The organism is Mesorhizobium sp. M0870 (assembly GCF_040319775.1).
In the GTDB taxonomy this organism is placed as follows: Bacteria; Pseudomonadota; Alphaproteobacteria; order Rhizobiales; family Rhizobiaceae; genus Mesorhizobium.
The window spans coordinates 1-24,419 of record NZ_JAMYOI010000048.1 but is presented as its reverse complement, the minus strand read 5'-3'; the positions used below and the strand labels follow the sequence as shown (position 1 = coordinate 24,419).

General features: G+C 59.0%; 17 protein-coding genes, 7 pseudogenes and 1 other annotated feature. Of the genes and pseudogenes, 5 read left to right on the top strand and 19 right to left on the bottom strand.

Annotation, left to right across the window (positions count from 1 at the left end; all coding sequences use genetic code 11):
• On the bottom strand, window positions 1-584 hold a 584-nt coding region (locus tag NKH97_RS31815; RefSeq protein ID WP_352799740.1), incomplete at its 3' end, for a hypothetical protein.
• Between the two features lie 396 nt (window positions 585-980).
• Here NKH97_RS31815 and NKH97_RS31810 point away from each other — a divergent pair.
• Window positions 981-2,072: pseudogene (locus NKH97_RS31810) on the top strand (IS256 family transposase); the annotation flags it as partial.
• A 232-nt stretch (window positions 2,073-2,304) separates the two neighbouring features.
• Here NKH97_RS31810 and NKH97_RS31805 read toward each other — a convergent pair.
• The 14 genes and pseudogenes from NKH97_RS31805 to NKH97_RS31740 all read right to left on the bottom strand — a co-directional run.
• Window positions 2,305-2,691: pseudogene (locus tag NKH97_RS31805) on the bottom strand (IS66 family transposase zinc-finger binding domain-containing protein); the annotation flags it as partial.
• Between the two features lie 32 nt (window positions 2,692-2,723).
• Window positions 2,724-3,390: pseudogene (locus NKH97_RS31800) on the bottom strand (IS6 family transposase).
• Between the two features lie 207 nt (window positions 3,391-3,597).
• Entirely contained in the window at window positions 3,598-4,284 is a 687-nt protein-coding gene (locus NKH97_RS31795) for a response regulator (protein ID WP_023814396.1), read from the bottom strand.
• 720 nt (window positions 4,285-5,004) lie between these two features.
• Window positions 5,005-6,045, bottom strand: a complete 1,041-nt coding sequence (gene virB11, locus NKH97_RS31790) for a P-type DNA transfer ATPase VirB11 (RefSeq protein ID WP_023737143.1) — start codon at window positions 6,043-6,045, stop codon at window positions 5,005-5,007.
• Window positions 6,029-7,165, bottom strand: a complete 1,137-nt coding sequence (gene virB10 / locus NKH97_RS31785) for a type IV secretion system protein VirB10 (protein WP_031249470.1) — start codon at window positions 7,163-7,165, stop codon at window positions 6,029-6,031. Before virB10 ends, virB11 begins: the two co-directional genes overlap by 17 nt.
• Window positions 7,158-8,042 carry a TrbG/VirB9 family P-type conjugative transfer protein gene (locus NKH97_RS31780; RefSeq protein WP_023737141.1) on the bottom strand — a complete coding sequence of 295 codons (885 nt, stop codon included), beginning with the start codon at window positions 8,040-8,042 and terminating at the stop codon, window positions 7,158-7,160. The genes virB10 and NKH97_RS31780 overlap by 8 nt, the downstream gene beginning before the upstream one ends.
• Window positions 8,039-8,752: a type IV secretion system protein VirB8 gene (locus NKH97_RS31775; protein WP_031214019.1), complete on the bottom strand. Its 714-nt coding sequence runs from the start codon at window positions 8,750-8,752 to the stop codon at window positions 8,039-8,041. The genes NKH97_RS31780 and NKH97_RS31775 overlap by 4 nt, the downstream gene beginning before the upstream one ends.
• Complete coding sequence (locus NKH97_RS31770; protein ID WP_081731114.1) at window positions 8,749-8,907, bottom strand: type IV secretion system lipoprotein VirB7; 159 nt, start codon at window positions 8,905-8,907, stop codon at window positions 8,749-8,751. The genes NKH97_RS31775 and NKH97_RS31770 overlap by 4 nt, the downstream gene beginning before the upstream one ends.
• Before the next feature lie 27 nt (window positions 8,908-8,934).
• The gene (locus tag NKH97_RS31765; protein ID WP_023737139.1) at window positions 8,935-9,822 is read right to left on the bottom strand and encodes a type IV secretion system protein; all 888 of its coding nucleotides are present in this window, start codon (window positions 9,820-9,822) and stop codon (window positions 8,935-8,937) included.
• A gap of 55 nt (window positions 9,823-9,877) precedes the next feature.
• The gene (locus NKH97_RS31760) at window positions 9,878-10,561 is read right to left on the bottom strand and encodes a TrbJ/VirB5 family protein (RefSeq protein ID WP_023737138.1); all 684 of its coding nucleotides are present in this window, start codon (window positions 10,559-10,561) and stop codon (window positions 9,878-9,880) included.
• A 13-nt stretch (window positions 10,562-10,574) separates the two neighbouring features.
• Window positions 10,575-12,944, bottom strand: a complete 2,370-nt coding sequence (gene virB4, locus NKH97_RS31755) for a type IV secretion/conjugal transfer ATPase VirB4 (RefSeq protein WP_023737137.1) — start codon at window positions 12,942-12,944, stop codon at window positions 10,575-10,577.
• Window positions 12,944-13,270: a type IV secretion system protein VirB3 gene (locus NKH97_RS31750; protein WP_023679584.1), complete on the bottom strand. Its 327-nt coding sequence runs from the start codon at window positions 13,268-13,270 to the stop codon at window positions 12,944-12,946. The genes virB4 and NKH97_RS31750 overlap by 1 nt, the downstream gene beginning before the upstream one ends.
• Complete coding sequence (gene virB2 / locus NKH97_RS31745) at window positions 13,270-13,575, bottom strand: pilin major subunit VirB2 (protein WP_023673707.1); 306 nt, start codon at window positions 13,573-13,575, stop codon at window positions 13,270-13,272. The genes NKH97_RS31750 and virB2 overlap by 1 nt, the downstream gene beginning before the upstream one ends.
• A 74-nt stretch (window positions 13,576-13,649) precedes the next feature.
• Entirely contained in the window at window positions 13,650-14,435 is a 786-nt protein-coding gene (locus tag NKH97_RS31740) for a type IV secretion system lytic transglycosylase VirB1 (RefSeq protein ID WP_023766572.1), read from the bottom strand.
• A 1,289-nt stretch (window positions 14,436-15,724) separates the two neighbouring features.
• Here NKH97_RS31740 and virG point away from each other — a divergent pair.
• Window positions 15,725-16,450 carry a two-component system response regulator VirG gene (gene virG, locus NKH97_RS31735; protein WP_023685159.1) on the top strand — a complete coding sequence of 242 codons (726 nt, stop codon included), beginning with the start codon at window positions 15,725-15,727 and terminating at the stop codon, window positions 16,448-16,450.
• Window positions 16,451-17,141: 691 nt separating this feature from the next.
• Here virG and virD4 read toward each other — a convergent pair.
• The 3 genes and pseudogenes from virD4 to NKH97_RS31720 form a co-directional block, all read right to left on the bottom strand.
• Window positions 17,142-18,887 carry a type IV secretion system ATPase VirD4 gene (gene virD4, locus NKH97_RS31730; RefSeq protein WP_352799739.1) on the bottom strand — a complete coding sequence of 582 codons (1,746 nt, stop codon included), beginning with the start codon at window positions 18,885-18,887 and terminating at the stop codon, window positions 17,142-17,144.
• Window positions 18,888-19,134: 247 nt separating this feature from the next.
• A complete protein-coding gene (locus tag NKH97_RS31725; protein ID WP_245260339.1) occupies window positions 19,135-19,911 on the bottom strand; it encodes a hypothetical protein in 777 nt (258 codons plus the stop codon).
• 301 nt (window positions 19,912-20,212) lie between these two features.
• Window positions 20,213-20,512 (bottom strand): annotated as a pseudogene (locus NKH97_RS31720) (integrase core domain-containing protein); the annotation flags it as partial.
• Window positions 20,513-20,558: 46 nt separating this feature from the next.
• Between NKH97_RS31720 and NKH97_RS33395 the strand changes: the two are divergent.
• Window positions 20,559-21,972, top strand: a pseudogene (locus tag NKH97_RS33395) (IS30 family transposase).
• Here the strand turns inward: NKH97_RS33395 and NKH97_RS31705 are convergent.
• Window positions 21,951-22,850 (bottom strand): annotated as a pseudogene (locus NKH97_RS31705) (IS3 family transposase); the annotation flags it as partial. The pseudogenes NKH97_RS33395 and NKH97_RS31705 sit on opposite strands and share 22 nt — an antisense overlap.
• Window positions 22,483-22,599, bottom strand: a sequence feature (AL1L pseudoknot). (Overlaps the previous pseudogene by 117 nt.)
• Before the next feature lie 285 nt (window positions 22,851-23,135).
• Between NKH97_RS31705 and NKH97_RS33390 the strand changes: the two are divergent.
• A pseudogene (locus tag NKH97_RS33390) lies at window positions 23,136-23,273 on the top strand (IS6 family transposase); the annotation flags it as partial.
• Window positions 23,274-23,353: 80 nt separating this feature from the next.
• The coding region (locus tag NKH97_RS31700; RefSeq protein ID WP_352799737.1) for a KUP/HAK/KT family potassium transporter at window positions 23,354-24,419 on the top strand (1,066 nt) is incomplete at its 3' end.

Below are 24,419 nucleotides of genomic sequence, written 5' to 3'. Positions count from 1 at the left end.
AAATTGCCCTTGCTGCTCGTCCGGAAGACGCAGTCGGCATGGAGGCTCGTGCCATTGGGGACGCCGCTGCGCAGCACAGCGGGCCAAGCGAAGAGGTGCCACTGATGCCACCGGAACTCGCTCCGCCCAGCTTGCGGGCGGGGAATTCCGCCTCGCCAGAGCTCTTTCCACGAGCGCTCGAGCAAGCCATGCCAGCGCCTGCGAGGGCTGAGGGGACGTCCCCCGCGGTAGATGGTACGCATCCGGTGAAGACCGCAGACGTGCGTATCTGGTGGCCATGAGGACCTGAGCACCGGAGTGCTGGGGTCAAGCTTTCGATGGGGAGACGCGTTGATATTCTTCGAGGAAGAGTTTTTCGATGCCTTCATCGGTGAAGCCAAAATCCCGTCGTCATCGTTGGCACCGTACACCCAGATGACGCCGTCCTCTGGCTCGAGACCGAGGGTAAGGTCCTGGATGAGCGCTTCGCTGACGCCGAGGTCCCTGGCGACACGTTCGCCGGTGTAGACGTGATGCACCTTATTGCGCTGCATGATCAGGCCGCCGCTGGTTGGGTCCGCAGTTTTGCGGATATCCAATTCCACGGCAGCAAATCATCGATCCGATGGGCCGGATAGCCCTGCGCTCCAAGACTTCGGTTCGCGCGTCGTAGACGGCGAGATACTCGTAAAACCGGCGGAGCACGCCATGACGAGTGACGCGGCTGTTCGCGGCGCCGCTGGAAGACAGCGCGAAATCCAGCGCCAATGTTCGAGTGGCGGGCCCATCGAACTGAGCGCGCTCGATGTAACACTCGGCTTCTCGCGGAGGAATCGGGCAAAGGCGGTCATGCCACGCCTCCTGGAAAGGGGAGTGCGACCTCGGCAAGTTGCGAGGTCGCGACCTTTAGACTAGGTACAGCGCCGTTGTGTTGATGCTGCGGTGTCCCAGGAGATCGGCGACCTCGTTGATCGGCCTTCGCTGCTTGACGAGCTGGGTGGGTGGGCGCGGCCACCGGCGCCAGCTATGGCGAGAAGAACCCGCTGCGGCTCGCCCAGCGCAATGGCTACCGCGACCGGGACTGGGAGACGCGGGCCGGCACGGTCGAGCTGCGCATCCCGAAGCTCAGGAAGGGAAGCTACTTCCCAGGTTTCCTCGAACCGCGCCGCATGGCCGAGAAGGCGCTAACCGCCGTCATCCAGGAAGCTTATGTGCAAGGCATCTCGACCCGGTCGGTTGACGACCTGGTCAAGGCCATGGGTATGAGTGGCATATCCAAGAACCAGGTCTCGCGGCTGTGCGAGGAGATCGACGGGAAGGTGAAGGCCTTCCTCGAGCGGCCGATCGAGGGCGATTGGCCATACCTGTGGATCGACGCCACTTACCTGAAGGTCCGCCGCGGTGGGCGGATCGTCTCGGTCGCCGTTATCATCGCCGTCGGCGCCAACGCGGACGGCCGGCGCGAGGTACTGGGCATGGAGATTGGCACCTCGGAGGCCGAGCCGATCTGGACAGAGTTCCTGCGCAAGCTGACACGTCGCGGCCTGCGCGGCGTCAAGCTCGTCGTCTCCGATGCTCACGAAGGCCTCAAGGCGGCCGTCACCAAGGTGGTGTGCGCGACATGGCAGAGGTGCCGCGTCCACTTCATGAGGAACGTGCTGGCCCATGCCGGCAAGAGCGGCCGCAGGGTCGTCTCAGCCTTCATCGCCACCGCTTTCGCCCAGGAAACGCCCGAGGCCGCGTCCGTACAATGGCGCGCCGTCGCCGACCAGATCCGGCCGAAGATGCCGAAGCTGGCGACAATCATGGACGACGCCGAGCCCGACGTGCTGGCCTACATGACCTTCCCCAAGGAACATCGCACCAAGCTCCACTCGACGAATCCGATCGAACGTCTCAACGGCGAGATCACGCGGCGCACCGAGGTCGTCGGAATCTTCCCGAACGACGATGCGATCGTGCGCCTCGTCGGCGCAATCCTGCTCGAACAGAACGATGAATGGGCAGTGCAGCGGGCCAGATATATGACTCTGGAAACGATCAACCAGATGAGCGATGATCCCCTGATCAGCCTGCCAGCCGTGGCGCGCTGATCAGCCCGGCCCATGCCGGAGAGCACGGCGACTAATGCCGCCAGCTACACCACGCCGCGGGACACGATCTTTGGCTGGCCCGAAAAGGGTCAGGGCGGCTCCGCCACGTAATCTCGCCCGACGCATAATGCAGAGCGTTTTTAGCTTGGCATCGCGCTGCAAGGCGGGTGGCGAGAGTGCGCTGGGGTGGATCGCGACGGTGAGCTAAAAACGTGTTGGACTAAGCCGCCGGCCGGGCGAGATGCTTTTCGCTCGAGCCGATCACCCAGTGACCCAGAGCGCCAAGGCTGACAGGAATGCCCGCGCACTCGAAGGCCTGCGCCAGGCGGTAGAGCGGTGTGCCATCGACGTATTTGTGAACGAGCGCGAAGGCCAGTGTCCAAGCCGTGGCGATGCTGCCCGGCAAGGGTTGCGCGGGCATCGGCGCGGTCACGACCGGCGTGTTGATGCCGGTACGGTCGCAATGACCGCAAGCATATTTGAACCGCACATTCTGCACGACCTTCGCCTTCACCTCGATATGAAGTTGCTCGGTAACGGCCTCGCCCATGCGATGCATCTGGTGACGGCAGCAAGGACAAGCCTTCTGATCGTCGGGAAGGTCATACTCGACGCGCTCGAACAAGGTGTCCACCTATTTTGGTGGACACCTCATGCATCAGAGCACCCAACAGCAAAAGGTGCGGGGAAATTCGCGCTTACCTTGTAGGCATACCTCGCCTGTCGCTTGCGCATCATGTGGATCATCTCGATGCCGGAGAGGATAACCACGTCGCTCGCATGCGACTTGAAGACGAGCATGGATCGAATGCGGCGCTTGATACGCCGGTGATCCTGTTCGATCCGATTGTTGAGATGCCGGCTATTGCGGATGCGGATCGGCTTCAGCGGTCGCCGCGATCGCTGCCGCAGCCGGCTTTCAGCATCGCAGGAAAGGATTGCTTCGTAATTGGTCTGGCTGCCGTCGATGATGATGCGCTCCGGCCGGCCATGGCGCGTCAGCGCCTTGCGGAGGAAGCGTTGGGCCGCCACCAGGTCACGGTTTTCGCTGAAGAAGAACTCGACCGTGTCACCGAGGCTGTCGATGGCGCGGTAGAGATACATCCATGGCCGCGGACCTTGATGTACGTCTCGTCCATATGCCACTTGCTGCCGCCGCACGCTTGCGCCGGTTGAAGCGCTCCAGCAGCTGCGGCGAGAAGTGGGCGACCCAGCGATGCACAGTGGAGTGGTCGACCTTCAAGCCGCGCTCGGCCATCATCTCTTCCAGATCGCGCAGGCTCAGAGTGCAGTACCAGCGCACGCACAGCAGGATCACCGACTGGTCGAAATGCGACCCTTGAACATCACGTGCTCCTCCACAGCTGAGGCGTTTTTCTTGCCATGCTCGCTTACCAAAAGGTTTGCGACAGAGCCGTTCGAACCGCATGCCGACACCATCGTCAAGGGCGGCCGCGATGTCGATTATGGCCACAAGCTCAACCTGACGACGGGCAGGCCAGTCTGTTCTTTCAATTTAGACCCACTATGCGGATGCCGCCTCAGTCAGTTCAAGAAGGTAACCAATGCCGCGCACGGTCGTGATCCGTGGCGTTGCACCTGACCTACTCAGGTGTCCACGTAAGCGATAGATTCCGACTTCAAGCGCGTTGGCAGATACCTCGTCGTTGAATGAATAGAGGTGATCTTCCAACTGCGCACGAGGCACGATGCGGCCTGCACGGATAAGCAGATGCTCTAAGATACATAGTTCGCGGCGTGCGATCTTCAGAGGATGACCCGAGACGGAAACCTGTCGGCCGATCGGGTCGAAATTGAGATTGCCAAATACAACGATGGGGTCGGTCACCTGTGTCGACCGGCGCAGAATGGCTCTCATTCTGGCGATGAGCTCATCGAAAGAGACGGGCTTGAGCAGAAAGTCGTCCGCGCCACCGTTGAAAATCGCAATTCGCTTCTCGAGATCGTTGATGCTACTCATAATGAGGGTCGGAACTGAATGCCCGTCGCTCCTTAGTTGTCTCAGCCAGCCCAAGCCATCGCCATCTGGCAGAGCCAACTCCAGCAGGAGAATTTCATAGGTTGCGCAACAGAATGCCCTCGACGCCTGTTCCAGGTTGCCAACTACATCAACGGCAAAACCGCTATCCCCGAGCGCAGCTCGCACGGCGCGCGTAAGATCCACGTGATGATCAATGAGCAGCGTTCGCATTTCACGTCCTATCAAGGTAGGACAGGTCACCGTCCGCTGTAAGACCGGGGCGACAGCAGAAGTCGCGCAACTCTTCGTAGTCTTCGTAACGCTCTTTCCGATGGGTGATCGCGGGAGAATGCAAGCCGCACGCCTGCAATAGTCGGGGATGGAACACGTGAAGACCTGTTGACGGGCTGAAACCGTCGGTCGGCCAGCCCACAATGCCACCGACTCTGCCTGCGATTTCTCTGCGCATCGATCCTCCTATATGGGTTGCGTCGCAAACTCCAGCTGAGGTCGCAAGGGCAGGTTGCGGCTTTGTTCATTGAGAGGACCCCCTAGAGGCAACACCGGGAGGATTCCCTGTATAGCACTTCCCGATTTACCAATCGGTCATTCCGAACCACGTTCGGCGGCTTTGAAGACGCTCATTGAGCGCGGCTAGGTAAATCAAGGGTACGACCTGCCGGGTGTCGATGCCGCTTTTGAAGCAGACATCGGCACTAGCTCGCTGAGCGTCGCCCGCGCAATTCAGCGGACGCGCTCGATACACCCAGTCGAATCGTGCCGCAGCTTGCCGCGCCGACAGGGCGGCCGAAGAGTTCAGGCTTGTGACCGAAGGGCTACGCCCAGTCGTCCTCCCATAATCAACCTCGGTCAAATCAAAGTGACGTTGAATCTGAACAAGTTGCGCCATCATATCACAAACGACTTACCGATCCCCGACGTGCTCTAGCCTTAGTGCTTGTTAAGAAGATCGGCTACTGTCTCTCCGCGTCGCCGGGCATCGGCGGCGAGCCACACCTCCCCCACCTCATACACGTCGCCGTGGGTACGGAACGGCACAATGACGTCAATGGCAGCCGACAGCAGATCAAGAAGCGTGTGGTCTTCCACAGCAGCTCCTTGCGGGCTGCTCTTGACGAGTGAAAAGAGCTTTTTAAAGCCTTGGACCGGATCCGCCCCATGAATCGTCGATATTGATCCCGCATGGCCGGAGACGACTTCGCTAAGGTAGGCCCAAGCAGCATCATCGCGCATCTCGCCAAGCAATATTCGATCAGGGCGCATGCGCAAGCTGGCTTGCAACAGTTGCTCGGCTGTCACCGCACCTACGCCTGCTCGGTCCTTCGGATAGAGTAACCGGACATGATTCTCGTGCGGGATTGCAAGTTCGAGCGTGTCCTCGATACTTATGAGCCTCTCTTGCGGGGGTATAGCGTTGATCAAAGTCTTGCTCATTGTCGTTTTGCCGCTACCAGTAGGTCCGCAAAGCAGCATCGTGAGCCGCCCGCAAACGCACGCTCGCAAAAATTGCTCCAAGTCACCATGGTCGTAGTGCTGAAGAATCGTTTCGTCCTGCCGCTCTTGGCGCTCCTTTCGCGACCGCCATTGATTCCAACGCGAGTATTCGTAGCGAGAAGAAACTTCCTTGAGTTCGGTCACACGACTTGAGGGACGCCGTATCGTCAGGCTTATTGTTCCTGAGGGAACAGCGGGCGGCAAACAGATCTGCAGCCGCTCTCCGTTCGGCAGCTCAGTAGCACAGAGGGGGCTTTGCGGTCCGACATCTTGCTTGCGCAGCGCTCCAGCGAGGATCGCGATGTCCTCCAGATCGTCATAAGATAGCGGTAGCGGATGTTTGGTGAAAACGCCGGCCTGTCGGACAAAGGCTTCCCCAGGCCGGTTGATAGCGACCTCTTCGGTCCTTGGCTCCTCAAGCCATTTCAGAACAGGGTTGAGAAGCAAACGCAATTGAGGGTCAGCCTCCGGTCGCATTGTTGTCTCTCCGGCGTTGGCGATGTTGGGGGGGGGCTGGCGCCACGGCGGTCGCTCTAAGATCGTATACATCTGAGAAATCGAGGTCCCGAGCCACAAAGATGGATACAGCATCTCCCTGGTTTTTCTTCAGAGTTGGCGGAACGTTGATCGTTGCTCTAAGGGTCGTCTCAACGGCTTGTCCGGCGTTGCTCTGGAAGCTGTTGATACCGCTTCCTCCACCTGAGCTGCCAGCGTATTGACCGGCGGCCTGAAACGCGCCTTGAATGACGCTCATGAGCATTGCTCCGCCAAAGCGCTGCCAGAAGTGATTATCCACCGTGCCAGGCATTCCGGAGCGGCCGAGCTCGTCAGCGCCCGGCGATGCTAGCGAAACGAGGGCATGGTCAGGCGTTTCGATGCGCGTCCACAGCACGAAGACACGCGCATCCCCCTGTTGGAGACCACGCTGGATCTCGCCAATCACGGTCGTCCCGCGATCCAAAAGCACCACGTTGTTGGTGGCGCCGCGGACGTCTTTAGGTAAGACGCACTTCACATAACCCGGTAAATTTGTGTCGACTGCCGTTTGCAAAATGCAGGGGATGATCGTTCCTTGAGTAATCACGAGATCAGGGTGCGGCAAAAGTGTGGCCCGGCTTGGCTCCTGTATATCTGGCTTCAATCGCGCCGACAGATCGCCAGCGTCTGAAATCTCATCCGAGGTCACGGGAGCATCCCTATGGTTGTCTTCGCTCCGCTGACCGTCGTTGGGCATTTTACTGCTGCCACTGTAGGCGAAAATTGGTGTTTCCTCCGGCGGCGGATCAGCTGAAGTCGGCGTGGATGGCGCAGGATCTCCTGCCTGCGCCGCCTGTACGGCTGCTGGAACTTCGGGAGCAATCTCAATCGGCACGGGGCGGAATGGTTCGGCGTCGGCGACAATTGGAGGTTTTGGCTGAGTTGGTTCGTCTTGTGTGCTGGTACGACCTCCGAGCCAGATGAGTGATAGAGATGAGATGAGAACAAGAGCAGCGACGGCCAACTTCTGCAATCCCGAAACATGCCGGCGGGCCGGCTCCGAGACCATCGATCCGGAGGCATGGACATCATGTCCCGACTGTGGGCCGGTTTCATTCATCGGCCGAGCCTTTCAAAACGCGCCACACGTCGGGTGTCACTGTACCGGTCCCTGGCGCTCGTCCCACAGGGTCATAAGCCCTGTTGAAAATGGACAAGACCGTATTGCCATCTCTCAGACGCCATTCCCGGGCGACTGCGGATACTTCAACATAGTCCCCTTTGACCGTGTAATTGGCAGCGGCTTCCTTGCCGTCGGGATTGATAATGTAGAGGGAGGGTATGCGGGAATTGCTTGCGAAGCCAAATACGGTGGTAAAGCCATTATCGAAAACTTCCAGCGGCGACAGCGATCGATCACCCTTTGCGACGTAGTGAAAATTGCTTTCGTCCGGACTGGTAGTTGCGGCGGGCCGATTCAACAAATCCTGAACTCTCTCGTCGCGCAGCACTTTCGCCCGGGCCTGACCAAGAATCGAGCGCCTTTCTGCGTCCTTTCTCCGAGCAGCAGCCTCATCAGCAGGATAGGTGAACTGCACACTGTAGTATAGGTCAGGTTGCTGCTCATCGAGTTTTGGCATCGCTCTCGTTGAAATACTGAAGACGTATCTCCGTGTACCGGACTCACTCTCGGCCAGCACGATGACCGGCTGCGGCGGGAGCATCCGGCTAGCCTTAAAAAAGAGATAGTTGGCGCGCGGGAGCGCAGCCAGGTCTTTGCTATTGGAAACGGCCACGGCTGCGACTGTCTCGTTGGCCGCGAATGTGACAACCAGCGTTGCCCCCACTGCGGTAGACAGGCGCACCACTTCGTCAGGACGGTAAGCCAGGTAGCGCATGCGCGCATCATGCTTGCCGGCAAGTGGTGTGTCTTCCGCGGACGCTTCCATCGTTAAGAAGAGTGAACAGACCAGCGCGAGAAACGCTCTTTTTGTCATGGCTGCACATAGCCCAGGTTCGATACGCTATCTTCCGAGCTTTGATAGGAAGTGATGAGTAGACCTCCCGGATTGGTGAGCCTCGATTGCCCAGGCAGACCCGTCAAGCGCTCGTAGCGGATGGTAGCTGTCCAGGTGGTCACTATCGGCATCTGCCCATCGACAACAAGCGTACGTTTGTAACGGATCTGTTGAACGTCCGGACTGATGTCGTTTGAAGAAATATGCCCGACCTCGAGCTTGCCGCGCTTGCCGACCGTGACTTGCGGCGAGGTGGGATTCGGATAGTTGAAGAAATCTTGATATTGCTGTCGCACAGCCGGCGCGCTGAAACTGGATACGAGGTCATAGGCGTATTGGGCCGTATCTGCTGTGTACCCCTCGCGCAGGCGTACATATTCCCACAGCGAAGCATTTATGACGGCTCGGTCTTGGGTTGCCGGCAGTCGAGACACTGACACTTCGCTGTCGACGGTCCCATCCGGCCGGACCCAGAGGAACACAGGTACGAGCTTGGCCAACGGGACCATGGCAGCGATGGTAAATGCCTGGGCAACATTTCCTAGGACCGCCGCTGCGGCAAAGGCGATCAGGGCCTTTGACAGGCGCCGCGCAGACTTCGCTCGTGACGTTTGAAACGCTTCCACCTTCTTATAGTGGGCGGCTAGCGTTTCTCTCTCCACCAGAAGGGCATGTTCAGGAAATTTCACTTTGGCTCTTCCGCGCATTCGACCTGAAGATCCTCAGGGGTGGTTTCCCATTGTCCCACGTTCAGTTGGAATGGGGCACCCGCGCACGTCGCAAGCCCATGGCTCGTCTTGCAGGCGGCCAAAGCGAGGATTGACAGAAGTAGGCAATATTTCATGTTTTTGGCACCGAGCTTGTCGATTGATTAACCACCCGCCGTTTTGGCAAAGTGGCGATTGAGGCTGTTAAGAGGTCGGTTCGCACCTCCCCAAGAGCCGCCGGCGATGCTGCTGGCGATCGTCGGAAGCGCGACGATCAGAGCGTCACCAGCTAGGAAAAGCATGTCGAGCTCGTAAAGCCCGATGATCTTGGCTGCTGTCGTGCCCGAGAATTTGATCATCAAAAGCATGGCTGCCAGCGAGACTGCTTCGGCAGCGATTACTATCGTTGCAACGATGTTGAGGAGGAGAAGCAGCAGCCCGTACGAGAGCAGTTGGCCGATCCATCTGGTGGCTATGTCTCGAGTGTGATCAAAAAGGTAGCCTACAAGGACCAGGGGGCCGATCGTCAAGAGCACCTTCGTCAGAATTCCAACGGCATCGTAGATCTCGAACGCTGTCCACAGCGCGCCGTAGAAAATCCATTGCGCTCCCTCGAAAGCAAGTATGTCCTGGCCGTTCATAGGCCCAATTTCGGAAGCAATCAGCTGAAAGACATACTGGCTTGAAGCAAACATGAGATCGAGCTTCTGGGGGATTCCGATGAAGGGCAAGTCGCTGCCACTGATGTCGTGAGCCAACCTCGGAATCGTTTCGTCGAAAAGCGCTTCAATGTACTGCTGATAGTTGGCCTGCCCTAAGATAAGGGCGACGACAATCGACACCATGATTACGCGCGAGATACCCCCGCGCGCATCGACTTGACCACGCATGACCAGACAGCCTTGGATTATTATCCAGAGCGTGACACACGCAACCAGAGGCGCACTGACCGCCGCTTGGACGTTTTCAAGCACTTTGTGCAGCCCGGACGTGAAGGCCCCATGAAAGATCGTGTGTATAGTCGTGAATGGCGCGGGAATTTTGAAATTCATGGCGTGAGCCTGATGTGTCCCTGATCAGCGCAGCTGAGCCTGATGAACTCAGCGTTCACGGGAGGAGGTCAAAAATGCGAGCGGTGTCCCGATGTTCGCGACGCTGCGTGGCGGCCTCCTCAGCGGCGTGAAGGCTCCCTTGTGCAGTGGCCATAGTCAGCAGACTCGTGGCCTGGGCATTTTGGATCATCGCATCGTGAATCTGCTTGAGGACCAGACCGTTGGTCACGGTGGCCTGCATAATATTTCCCGAGCGGGAAAGCTGACCAAGCGTGCCGGCGTTATCCTTAAGGCGCTTGTCCATCATGCCCAAAGTGTCGGCTGCAATAGCTGCGGCATTGGCGGCCCCAGCGATTTGTCCCTTTAACAGTTTCGCTTCTGAATCGTCGCCCGTGACTATCCGATTTGGGTCCTCCGCAATGTTACGGGCGATAATCGAAGCTGGCGCCCGAGCATCAAACATCTGCTCCTCCAGCTTATTGCTCGACGGGTAATGATTTCCTTGGTTCAGTGAGCTTAGCACTCCCGTGACAGCGAATGACGAGGTTAGCATTGTCACCATTTCGATCGTCGTAGCGAGCGTCTCGATTGACCTCTCAAGGATCGCCGCATTGGAAATCGCTGTTAAGGTCGATTGTGTTTCTGTTACAGGGTCGGTGACGATCCATTGCGACCGGGCCTGTCCGTGAAGCAGAAGGGAAGCAGCAAGGGTCGTTACTGCAAGTTTGGCAAGTTTCATGAATATTCCTCCGTCAGTCTTGAACTTCATGGTACCGGGCCATGAACTTGTCGAGCCACCCACTTGGGGCGTCTCCGTGCTGGTTGCGAAGCTGGTCGGCAAAGCGCACTGTGTTGGCCCGCCCCGAGAGTACGGCTACGTACTCGCGCATCTGCCCAAGATCGAATTCGCAAACAATACTCCCGCTATCGCGCTTGAGCAAAAACTTGCGGCTGCCGATTGCCATTCCCTGGCGGATTGCCTCGAACTCCTGCGCAGTGCACTTCAAGCCATCGACATACGCAGAGCGGTCCGCCGTCGGTGATGGGTAGAAAATTTTCGTCATACATTGCGCAACGAGACTAGCTCCGAGAGGCGATTCCAGAACGTGTTCAGGCTGCTGCGTTGCGAGTATCAACATGCCGTTGTTTTTGCGGACCGTGAGCAAGAACTTGTCGATAACGGCCGAGAATTGGGGGTTGAGTAGATAGAATCGAAATTCGTCGCAGCTCATGACGAACCGACGACCATCGACGATAGCGCCCACTCGATGCAGAAGGTATGCGGCGGCCGGTGCACAGACCTCCTCATATTCCAGGAGCTGCGTCATGTCGAAGCCCGTAATGGAGGCATCCAGCCTTACTTCGTCCACGTCGCCGTCAAAGGCCCATCCAAGCGCCCCCCCTCTACACCACCGCTGCAGCCGTGCTCCTGCGCCCTCGGAGGGGCTGTGCAATAGGAACTCGCGCAGGCCCGCAAGTGAGCGCATAGGGGGTTCGAACGAAAGCTGACGAACAATGCCGCGTTCCAGCCGACGGCTTTCCTCCGGCGAGATCGGACCACGGCCGTCACTCTCGATCAGGGCCATCAACCACTCGCGCAGAAAGTCCCGAGAGGCGGAGGTGTTGTCCAGTCCACGCAGAGGGGCCAAGCCGCTCGGAGCGCCTCTGCGCAACGCAAGATATGTCCCTCCCGTGGCTCGCACCAGCAGTTCACCACCCCGATCCTTGTCGAAGAAGACGATCGCACCATTGCGATCGACCAAGCTTTGCTCAAGCATCGCGAGGACAAAGGTCATCAGCGTCGTCTTGCCTTTGCCAACGGGCCCGAATATTGCCGTCATGCCGACGTCATTCTCATGGGGGATGTAGTCGAAAGAAGTTCCACCGTTTGTGCGAAAGCGCGCAACAGCATTGCCCCAGTGGCCGGAACTGGAACCGCTTGGGAAGTTCTCAAATGAGACGAGCCCGGCAAAATTGTGTGAGGTGATCGCCCCCGGGCGCGTGCGCCACCTGTTGTTCCCCGGAAGTTGGGACCAATATGCGGCCTCCATGCCGATGCCCTCTTGGACGATAACGGCGCCCGCGTCGGCCAGCCGTGCGCGGGCACTTGCTGCGCGATCTGCAAGGCTATTGAGGCTGTCGGCATAGACGCACAGGCTCAGATGATGCGAACCCATCACGAATTCGTTGCTTGCCAGTGCGTCCTCTGCCTCGGCAAGTTCATTGATCTGGGTGAGAGCCTTGTCGCCGGCACTCGTCATCTGGCTGGACTTAAGGCTTAGTTTGGCATGAGCTTGCGGGCGAGTGAGGAAGGAAAAGCTCTGGCTCAGGACAAGCGGGAAGTTGGCGGACAGCAAGGAATTTAGCATGCCCGGCCGCGTCGTCGCCGGATATTCACGGAACGAAAACAATGATCCGACGGAGCTATCCCCGGGCCTTCGAATCTCAAGCGCCCGCTTCCCGCAGATGACCTGGTCAGTGTAGATCGAGGCGCCAAGTGAGCCGGTAACCATCGGAACCGGAAGAAACCGGCAAGTCATCATGAGCCGAAGCGCCTCGCCGATTTCCGTGAAGAGCACGTTGCCTTTCTCACGAATACCCAACCGGCGCAGACCGTAACCGCCGAGTGCGCCAGCAATGATGTGCCAGAGGTCTTCCAGGCTCCGCATTTGGGTGGCTAGATCGTGCTCATTCCGTCTGCGGGACTTGGCAATCCGCAAGCCGATCTTGCCGATTGCGGTGCGGGGGGACACGATCAAAGTGAGGAAGTGATCGTTGCGAAAGAGCTTTCCCGACAGCACACGACGCTCGTAGGCCTCGCTCAGACTGCCAGCGAATGCACTTTGAAACCGGCGCGGCGCCGGCGCCGGCACATCGTTGTGTCTCACAAGATGAGCGTATATCGAGACATTGTCATCGGCGATGTTGCGCAAGAGAGTGTTGAACGCGCGGCAGCGCGAGTTGCGCATCTCAGCGTCTTCCAAATCAAAGGGCACACCGTTCACATGTGCCATGGCCATGATCGATCCGTCTTCCAGAAGGACAACCTGATCGCTTACGTGACCAACATACGGAAGGTAGATCTCGCCAGACCTCTCGGTCCGGCCGCTGGCGCCGAACATTACACCATTCCTCTTCCGCGTTTCGGCACTCTGATCGGATTGGCGCTGACGCTTGCGCCTCCCCAGACCGGCCCGTCCACGCTTCTGCCGGCCGTCTGCAAATAGAGCAGCACGACGCTTGCCGCGTTATAGTCACGCTCAACAACCAGCCGTGCTCCGAACCAGAGTGGCGCGAGAACGATTTCGTAGAGCGGGTTCTGAAGGATAATGATAACAAGCCCAGCCAACATCATGAGCAATCCGGCCAGCGTCAGCGGCACCCCCAGAAACAGTGCGGGGCGCGTCGCCGCCACATAGAGGGTGCTCACTTCCAACCGGTCGCTCATCAGCCACCGCCTATGAGCGCCTTGCCCAGGAAGCTGGCCCCGAACATGATGACGATCCCTCCAACGACACCCGCAACCAGGCCAAGTGAAGCACGACCGAACATCCAAGAGATACCGATGGCTACGAGCCCGAGCACGGCCAGTGATTGTCCAAAGGGCCCAAGTATGAACGTGCAGATATTCTGGACCATCTTGGCAGGATCCGTCCCTCCGGTCACCTGAGCCGCGGCTGGCCCGCTGTAGAAGACCGTCCACGCCGCGCCTGCAGCAGCGGCCGGTACATATTCAGCCGCCATGCGCAGCATGGAAAAAGGCGAAGGAACACGCGTTTTAAGCGCACGAAGTATCTTGAGTGGCGTCATCATTGCATCTCCATGTTTCAATCGAATACGAGTTTGTTCGGGTTCGAGGGTTCCCGTGCTTTCGCAGCCTGGCTGCCTGTCGGATCGGAGGGATCGGCCCCGGAGCGGTCTGGCTGATACGAGCCCCAGATGTCCCAAGAATCTTGGTTGGGCTGCTTCTTTCTATTGGCCTGTTGGCTCTGCTGGAGCAGAGGCGGCACGGCTTTCCGACCGGGTGCCTCAAGGTGCGGCACATCTCGAGCAGTCGGCTCCAGCGTTCTCTCAAGGAGACTTGAGATGTCCTTTGCGGCCGACTCGACCTTGCGTACATAACCGTTGGCGAAGCCATGCGTGACGTCGCCCGTGTTATAGGCCGAGATGGCACGGCGAAGCGCCAGTTGCTGTGCCACAGCAGTGGTGCCGCCGGCATACCGGCTTTCAAGCAGGTGGGCGGCAGCCGAAAGCGAGGCGCAGGGCTCGAAAGCCCTTTCCGGCGTGAGATTGAGCACGGCAAAGTTCTTGCTGTTTATCTGCATCAATCCAACATCGACAGAATGTTGTGCTTCGAGGCGTTCCTTGATGCCCCGCGTGGCTTCCAGGTGGTCTATCCAGCGAAGCTGCTCACCTGTGGTGTTGTCATGAGCCACCAGCGTTTCAAAGCCACTTTCAATCTTGGCAATCGCGGCGAGGGTGGACGGCGCAACCCAGGGGGCGCATTTGCGCGACAGGCTGCGGAACTCACGCGGAGAAAGTGGCGCGGGCTCGGCTGGGAGTGACATGGATGTCATCAGGACGATGGCCAGCGGCCAAGCTGCAATAAACATTCCCTATCACCTACCTTTCCAAGCCGCCGGACGGGTTCTGGCCCTGTCCGGCACGCGCTTATCGGGGAGGTTTGTTACTGTGTGATGTTCAAGTTCAGCTTTTCGGTTTCAATTGAAGCAAAGACGGTTCGTATCAGCGTGGGTGAGCATCTTGCGCATGCGTGGGTGGCGCGGGCCCGATCAGCCAGCGACATCCGGAGCATCTTGGTACAATGACTCCTGTACAGGATTGCTCGTCCCGGCCGTCCGTTGCTCCTGGAGTGTGGGCCGCGACTTTGGCGTCATGGATGGTACTTCTGTCAGCGCCAAGCCAAGGACAAAATGGGGAGCTTGGCGGGCTTGTTCAGGCTCGGGATCACCGTGGGGAATCGACTAAGGCGATAAAGCGGCCCAACTTTGCCGGTATGCTGCCGGTCCTTAAAGAGCAGCCATGCGCGGCCCTGCACACTCAGATCATTGCTTGAGACGCGAGCTCGTCCGCGAAGCTGGCTCGAAGGCGCAAATCCGCGGCGGCGAGGGTCAACTGGGAAGACGTGGCGGCGCAGCCCATCCTGGTGCGAGCCTCGTTCAGCTGTTCGGCCGCCGCCGCCAAAGGGTGGATCATGCACAGTCCCATCGGCAGATAACCGCACGTCATTGACGGAGTCCGACGGCGCAATGGACAAGCATAGTGACACGCTCAAGATGGAGGAGTTGCAGTAACTGAGAAATGTTAGCCCGGACGTTCACCGCAACCGGCGACCTGCCGGTCGCCGAACAGCTTTTGAGGCCGCCGGCCACCTTGGACGAAGCCGGCTTGGCAGGAGACACACTATTTTGCACAAGGCCGCTGCAGCGAATCACGGTCTTCTTCCGCCGACCGCCTCTCCGATCAAGCCAAACGCCGCGCTGCTCAACCATGTCCGAGCTGGATCCACGAGCCGGAGGATATCGAGATGATCCAGGTCCGCAAACTCCAGGATGACCAGGATGCAAGGGCATAGCAGGAAACTTGGCATCCATGAGGTCGAACTTGAGTGATATTGGCAGGCCTGCACCAACGGGGGAGCTCGAAGCGAAAAAGCGAAGGACCACACGGCAGGGTCATGTCGGCGCTTGGACCTGTCTGGTGGCCACGGGCTGCCTTGGTGCGGTCAATTCGCTGGGGATGAAAAGAACAGGACGAGCACGGCCTCACATTGGCCGCACGCAACGGCGAGTGGTATCAAGGAGCAGCTGTTCTGGGTCGGTGCCCCAGGGTTGCTCGGCAACAGGTTTAGACAAGGGGATTCAAGATTGAAGGTGTGCCGTTGAAACATGTTCTTGTCATTGACGATGATGCCGCAATGCGGCGCCTCATCGCCGAGTATCTCACGATGCATGCCCTGAAGGTAACCGCAGTCCACGATAGCAAGCAGTTTGACTATGTTCTTTCACGTGAGCCAGTCGATCTCGTGGTTGTTGATCTTAACCTAGGCCGGGAGGATGGACTTGCGATCGTCCGCAATCTGGCGACAAAATCGGATGTTCCTATCATAGTGATCAGCGGCGACCGGCTTGATGAGGCGGAAAAAGTGGTTGCACTGGAGCTCGGCGCAACCGATTTCATTCCCAAGCCTTTCGGGATGCGCGAATTCTTGGCCCGCATTCGAGTAGCGCTACGCCAGCGCATTTCTAGTCCGCGAACCAGAGAGCAGCGCTCATTTCGCTTTGGGGCCTGGAAGCTCAGCGTGAAGCAGCGGCGACTGATCTGTGCGGAGCGTGGCGAGGTCAAGCTTACCGCATGTGAGTTCAATCTCTTGATCGCATTTCTGGAGAACCCCCGCAACGTGCTATCCAGAGAACGGCTTTTGCTCGCGAGCCGTGTGCGTGGAGAAGAGGTGTACGATCGAAGTATCGATGTCCTAATCATGCGCTTGCGCCGAAAGCTGGAGGCTGATGCGGCCAACCCTCGCCTGGTCAAAACATCCCGTGGCGCGGGGTACTTCTTCAACGCTGACGTAGATGTTAGCTACGGAGGCACGTTGGCCGCGTGACAGTGAGCTATGCTGGAGATTGGGGTGACGAGGCTGATCAAGCCTTCCAACAGTACCAGCCTGATCAATTACGGCGAGAGCTACCGGTCCGGAGATCGCATCAGCCCCTCTCTGCATATGCACGCGGCCGCCTGAATTGCCGATTTCGCTCAGCTGCTGCTGAATGGCGACGGCTTGCGGCGTATTCAGGGCCCTCTGCGTCTGCGCTGGCCACAACAGCGCTGGTGAATGTTCATTGTTGGGACGACTCACTCGGGTGGCAGGTGGTTGCCCTGGTCAAGCTCATCCGGCGAAGGGCGGATCTGCTGTTGGCTGGCAGCCAAGACTGGGGGCGGCGGCCCGAACTCCGGCGTCCCAGAGCTTGCGAAAGCCTCCGACACGCTTCTGTTGAGGTCATCCCGTCCAGCGGGCATCCCTGGGTTGCTGAAAAAAGACGAGGCGGCTTGATGATTCTGCCCTCGCTGAAGCACCTCGCGAAACCCCCTGTTCCAGTCGCAGAAGCTCCTCTGGATTGGTTGGCGGCTCGTCAGCTCGACCATCGAACAGCGGCCGGAGCGCCTCGGACACGTGCTGCTCAAAGCCCACTTGCCGGGCTTGGCCCGCTTGCCCCTCTTCCAAGCCGGCGTCCTGCACCTGCGACAAAGCTGTTACACGGGATGGATTTTTTCGCGGGGTCCACACCAGCCTCACATCAAACTGTATCGTCAAAGTCCTGCGCCAATTCACCCAGCGGGTCATCGAGTTGAGATTCGGCGGAGAGCGCGTCCTCTGCTGCCGTCAAGGGCGCCGGCTCCGGGAGGGCGCCTGTCTGGCGTTCAAAGATGCGTTTCAGAATGCGATCCGAGAAATAACGCACCTTCCTCAATTTTAATGGTGGCAGACCTTTGATGAGAACAATCTCGTAGTCGTCATCGAGCAGCCGAACCTGTTCGGGACGCAATAGCGGTGCACCTTGATGTGAATTCTGAATGGTCCAGTCGAACGTTCGCGCCTGGCTGTGGGAAATCGATTTGGCTTCAAACGTGTATTCACCGATGGCCTTGGAAATGTAGTTGGGAGTCTCGTCATCAGCCGTGGCCATGAACACTTGCAGTCCGGTATTGCTGAGAAAATTCTGCTTGCCAGCCTCTCCATAAGCCCCCGTCAGTGCCGAAAGGCTTTGGATGATGAGCATGAAACGCCCCTTGTAGCCCGCGATAGTCGTGATTGCGGTCTCGATCGCCTCCAGCTTACCCAAGTGCTTGAACTCGTCGAGCAGGAAGAGAACCTCGTGCTTTTCATCCCGGCGGGCCAGCGACCGCTGCAGAATTGAAACGATTTGCTGAAAAAACAAGCGTATCAGAGGCGCGATCACCTCAAGGTCGTTCGGACCAACGCAAAGATAGATGCACGTTCTGCGACGGCGAAGATCATAGACCGAAAAGTCCGAGCGACTTGTGGCCGCCTTTACAGCGGGATCCGCCCACAGGTTGAGCCCGCCATCGCCGAGCACGGAAGTGTAGGAGGTTAGGATTTTCGTATCGTTCCCCGCCATGTCGTCGAAGATGCGTTGTGCCTCTTTGTTCTGGGTCTCCATGGCGAGTCGCGCGAAGAGCTTAAACTTCTCCCCCGGCTGGGCGAAGAGGTCATAGACGGCGCCGATTGTTGGCGTGCCCCGCTCGATGCAGGCAAGGATTCCCGCGACAAAGATATCTCGCGCGCCGCTGACGAAACCTTCCGCGCCCTCCCCCTTGGCCGTAATCAGGTTTGCGGCCAAGCGGCGGGCTTCGGTGAATTGCTGCTGTGGAGGCAACGCTATAAGATCCAACAGCGGATTGTAGCAGTTTGTGCGCCGCTCCGAATCCAGCGGCGCGAATTTAAACACGTCGTCACCTGCGGCTTTGCGCGCCCTCGAGGTGAGCTCAAAGAGCTCCCCCTTGACGTCCAGAGCTATCACCGAGCCTTTGAATGTAAGTAGCGTTGGAATGACTATGCCGACGCCCTTGCCAGCGCGGGTCGGTGCAACGATGAGGCTGTGAGGCTGCTCGCCATTGGTCAGGTAGTAGCCAGGCCAGAAAGGCGCACTTGTCTTCCCAAACACCGGCCCTGTCACGCCACGGTATCGTCGCAGATATCCCGTGCGTCGCATTTCATCCACTCGAGCCCAACGAGCCGTCCCGTGGTGTTCGAGCTTGCGGCGCAATACGATCTGCTGAATCAGCAAGACGACCGCGGACGTCGAGAGCACGATAGCCGCGCCCCGATAGAAAACGGGGGTTGCGAAACCCAAATAGAAGGGCGTCTCAAACCAAAAGGCACGGACATCAAACGCCATCAGAGCCTCGCCGCTGCCGCCGTGGCGGAAGGTTGCGTAAAGACTTGCCGCACAGAAGCCCACGGCGAGTGAGCACGCGATGCTAATGGCTATGTTGGGGGGCGTCGTTTTTGTTGAAAGCATTGTTCCATTGCCGGATTAGCCGTAGCTAATGCTGCGCGTGCTTCAGAGACCGAACCGGCGTCGCGCGATGTCGCCGCTCGACAGATCGATGCCGCAGCGGGTGGTGCGATGCTTGCAGCGCATCACCCGGCAGACGTGGTTTTTGAAAGTTACACTAAGCAGGTACGTCAACGGCCAGCGAATTGGAAACGGCAAGGCCGTAAACGGAATTCGGGAGAGAAAGCGTCACTGTACCATGGCCGAGACCTCAACGGCCGGAGCGATCTCTGCTTCTGGTGGCCTCCATTAGGTCCTCTCGGGCGTGATTGAAGGCGTGGTTTATGGACCGCCCGATTTGAGCACCCCGCTGCAGCTGTTCATAGGAGGTTTGCGGGCCTACTGTATCACGGACTGCAGCCTCAATACCTGCTATGTGGCCGTCCAGATTCGCACTCCGTTCCTCTGCTGCATGCTGCGGCGGCGGCATGTGCGGCAAGATGTCTTGCATGCCGGGAAAAACTGAGTGAGCTTGGGCCTGTTGGTTTGCGTCTAACTGTTGATACATGTTGAGAATAGCATTGGATGCCATCATCCTGACATTGCCATCCGGATCAGAAGAAGCCAATCCAATGGCCTGATCAAGAATGCGAGATTTGTTTTCGTCAGTAAACTTACTGAAGTGTGGCGCAACGTAATAAGCTCCGAGAGCTTGCGACGGCGGATCCATGTTGCCAATGCGATTAACAATAGCATCTTGCAGCCCTGGCGTTAGGTAATCGCCTAGATTACTGGCCGCTCCGACTTTCTGCAATGCTATGTCATCCGTGCTGTACCCCAATTCGGCTGTTAATGTCGCGGCCAGATCGATGGCTGATCGTCCAAGACGATTGGTCCGCCTTTCAAATCTCGCGAGGTCAGTTTCTGGCCCGGGTTGAGTGCCCCGAACGGCTGTTCGCTCGTGCGTCCCGAGGCCTTTGAAGCCCCCAAGATTTCGCGCTGTATCGCGCGGGTTAGCGGTTACCAGCCGTTCTGCAACATCGCTCAATGGCCCCTCTGGAACGTCACGGAGGCTACTGCTCCCCACGCCTTGAGATGATCTTGCAGCTGCACGTGCCCGTTTGTTATCGCGATCCATTGCTCGCCTCCAAAGTAGTTATTCTACCCAATGAGGTTACCACCGAAGCTTGACCTGCTAAACCGATATGATGTTACAGTTGTAGTATGGCAAAGGGTTCCCAGCTCTGTGGGTCTGCCAAGTGCCCGTCCAAGCCGAAGAAAATACGATGAAGCTGGCATCAAATGCGATGTGAACTGCCCCGGGCATTCCGGTGGCCGTTTCGTTTGAGTCACGCGGCTATGGCTGGTTCATCCAACATGGCGTAGTAGCGTTCCTCGGCTTCGGCCGGCGGGATGTTGCCGATGGGCTCCAGCAGCCAGCGATTGTTGAAGCAGTCGACCCATTCGAGCGTGGCGAACTCGACGGCCTCGAATGAGCGCCAGGGTCCGCGTCGATGGATCACCTCGGCCTTGTAAAGACCGTTGATCGTTTCCGCGAGAGCATTATCGAAAGAGTCGCCGACACTGCCCACTGCGGGTTCGACGCCGGCCTCCGCCAAGCGCTCGGTGTATTGAATGCTGACGTGTTGGGCGGATTCAACCGATCGTCGCAACACCAAGGGATTGGAGGTTGCAATGACGGTTCACCAACGCGCTTCAGATCGGTGCACTCGAAAGAAGCTAGATTCGCCCGGGCGTCCGCCGCCTGGCAGCGTGAGAATCGCTTCCGGTTCTGGCAAGCTATTGCCTTGGGACATTCGAGCGAGGAGGCCGCACTGGATGCCGGTACATCAACGCCTCTTGGTCCGCGCTGGTTTCGGAGTGCAGGAGGGATGCCGCCAACGCATTTGGCGCCGTGGGCGAAGCCGCCTTCGGGGCGATATCTTTCTTTCGGGAGCGCGAGGATATTGCGCTTGAGCTTGCCAAGGGAATCGGCATCCGGGCCATTGCTCGTAAACTAGGTCGGCCGCCGAGCACAATCTCGCGGGAGGTCAGGCGCAATGCCGCGACGCGCAGCGGCAATCTGGATTACCGGCCAGTGCCGCCCAATGGCACGCCGATCGTGAGTCCCGGCGGCCTCCTGGCAAGCTGGCGGTCAATCCGGCTCTGCGTGAATATGTTGAGGAGCGCTTGGCCGGCAAAGTCACCAACCCCAATGGCGCCTCATTCGAGGGCCCCAAGCTGGATATGGAAAAAACGACAGAGCCGGAGGTGGTCGGCAGCCTGGAGCCCCGAGCAGATCGCTAAATCGGCTTCAGACCGATTACCCAGAGGATCAAACCATGGGGATCAGCCACGAGACGATCTATCAGTCCTTGTACATTCAAGGACGCGGAGCATTGCGCCGAGGACTGACCGCATGTCTGCGTTCAGGCCGAGCGTTGCGCGTACCGCGCGAACGGGCCCGAGTTCGCAACAAGTCCTTCATTGGAGACGCCCTTATAATAAGCGACCGTCCGGCCGAAATTGCCGATCGGGCTGTCCCCGGACATTGGGAAGGCGACCTCGTCGTTGGCCTCGGAAGCTAGGCGATCGGTACGCTCGTGGAACGAAGTTCACGCTTCACAATGCGTGCTTCACCTGCCGCGCATAGGCTATCAGCAGAGCCTGCGCATCAAGAACGGTCCACCACTTGCCGGCCACGGCGCTGAAGCAGTCCGCAGAGCCATAGCCCGATCCATGGGCAAACTTCCCGAGCAGCTGCGTCAGTCGCTGACTTGGGACCATGGAGCGGAAATGGCGCAGCAGCCGACCTGCGCATTGACACCGGGCTCGAGATTTACTTCTGCGATCCCCAAGCCCGTGGCAGCGAGACTCCAACGAAAACACCAATGGCTTGCTGAGACAGTACTTTCCAAAGGGCACGGATCTCAGTCGGCACACAGCCCGGGAACTGGACGCAGTTGCCCATGCTATCAACACAAGACCGCGCAAAACGCTCGGCTGGAAAACACCTGCCGAACTCCTCGACCAGCTCCTTGGGGGACAGTATGATGCCGGTGTTGCGACGATCCGGTTGAATCCGCCTTGGCTGCCTCTATCGCTGTGATGGATGAGCCCGCCTCCCCGCGCTGGCCGCCGATCATGGAGAGCCTGTTCCAGGGCATCGAGAACGAAGGCTGCATGCGCCGTCCGGCTCACCCGCCAGCCGACGATCCGACGGGCATAGGTGTCGATGACAAAGGCGACATAGACGAAGCCCGTCCAGGTCGCGACGCAGGTGAAGTCGGAGACCCGCAGCATGTTCGGCGCCGGAGCATGGAACTGGCGGTTGACGTGGTCGAGAGGGCAAGGTGCGGCCTTGTCGCTCACCGTAGTGCGGATCGGCTTGCCGCGGACGATGCCTTCGAGGCCCATGGCCTTCATCAAGCGGGCAACCGTGCAGCGGGCGACCTCGAAGCCCTCGCGACGCAACCGCCGCCAGACCTTGCGAATGCCGTAGACGCGGAAGTTCGCCTCAAACCCGTCGGACCTCATCCTTCGAGGCTGTATCCCATCTTGCCCGAGCCGACAGCCGGCAGGGGTCGACGCGCTTGACGACATGGTCGTGGTAGGTCGACGGGGCGATCGGCAGCACCTTGCAGATCGGCTCAACCCCATGCGCCTTGCGGTGATCGTCGATGAACGCGATCGTGGCCTGAACCGGCGGTCGAGCTTCGCCTGGGCAAAATACGCGGAAGCCTTGCTCTCGTTGGCCTGCGAAGCTCGCGGCTCTCGCGTTCCAGAGCCTTCAGTTTCGTCGCAGCATCCGTGGGAACTCCGGCGCGCACGCCGCCGTCACGCTCGGCTTTCTTGCAGCCGATCTTGGCGGCGATCGATGAAACCGCCGCCCACCGCGACGTATGCTCGCGTTCGTGATCCAGAACCAGCCGCACCGCGGGGGGTCCGGACCTCGGGAGAGAACTTGTTGGTCGCCTTGCTTGTCATGGTTCCACCTTCTCAGGAGTTGGAGCCTCCGATCAACCCGGGGCGGCACACAACAAGGGTCACGGATCAATCTGGGCGGGAACCCTAGAGAATCAGCCCTCAGAGCCTTTGGTAATAGACCGACCCCTCGCACCTGTTTGGGCTGGGTGTACAAGTCAGGTTTTCATCAGGTTGGACGAGTATGTCTGGCAGCCAGAGCGCGACCACTTCCGTGCCCGCCCGCTCGTCTGGCAGACACACAAAGGAGAAAGATATGCCGTCAGCTACAAGCAGCGCCATCGTTTCCTGCCGCAGATCATCGCCCATCCGGTCTGGCCCTACTTCAGGTCCCCTTGAGCCTGTGTCTCGTCGAGGAAATGGCCCGGGAGCGGGATCGTGGTTTCGTATGAGACAATCCGCCGGTGCGGCAACAAATGCGGTCCGCATACGGAGCCATTACGTCGCGGCACTTGATATTGCAGTGCAGCAAAGGTAGAGGGCCGCCCCTTATCGGAGTGTCGTCCATGGTCCTTACCAATACTGGTAGCGAGGCAGAACCCATCGAACAATCGAGCCATTCGGCAGTCGAACAGCACAGCACCAAGGTTCTGATGCTGGGCGCGCTCGGTGTCGTCTATGGGGATATCGGCACCAGCCCGATCTACGCCTTTCGCGAGGCGCTGGTGGCGTCGTCGGGCGGCAATGTCGCCGAGCGCGGCGATATCCTCGGCGTGCTGTCGCTGATCATCTGGTCGCTGACGATCATCGTCACCATCAAGTACATCATGTTCGTGCTGCGCGCCGATAACGGCGGCGAGGGCGGCGTGCTGTCGCTGATGGCGCTGGCGCGCGGCAGTTTCCCCAAGCGCTCGGCGCTGATGCTCGGCATCGGCATCGTCGGGGCATCGCTTTTCTTCGGTGATGCCGTCATCACACCGGCGATATCGGTGCTGTCGGCGGTTGAGGGCATGAATGTCGTCACGCCGACCTTCCAGCCCTATGTCGTGCCGCTGACACTGGTCATTCTTGCCATGGTGTTTGCGGTGCAGCGCTTCGGCACGGGCGGGGTGGGATTGGTGTTCGGCCCGGTGACGGCGGTGTGGTTCCTGGCAATTGGCCTTTCCGGGCTCAACCACATCATCGCCGATCCGGAAATCCTGTGGGCGGTGAGCCCGCACTACATCGTCGCCTTTCTGATCAATTCGCCCGACGTCGCTTTCGTGACCATCGGCGCCATTTTCCTCGCCGTCACCGGCGCCGAAGCACTCTATGCCGATCTCGGCCATTTCGGCCGCAAGCCGATCGTGCTCGCCTGGCTGTGGGTCGTGTTCCCGTGCCTGCTGCTGAACTATGCCGGGCAAGGCGCCTTCGTGCTGGCCAAGAACGGCGTCGTCGGCCATCCGTTCTTCGAGATGAACGAAGGCTGGACGCTGATCCCGATGGTCGTGCTGGCGACCGCCGCCACGGTCATCGCCAGCCAGGCGGTGATATCAGGCGCGTTCTCACTGACCAGGCAGGCGGTGCAGCTCAACATGCTGCCGCGCCTTGAAATCCTGCACACCTCGGAGAAACAGTCCGGCCAGATCTACA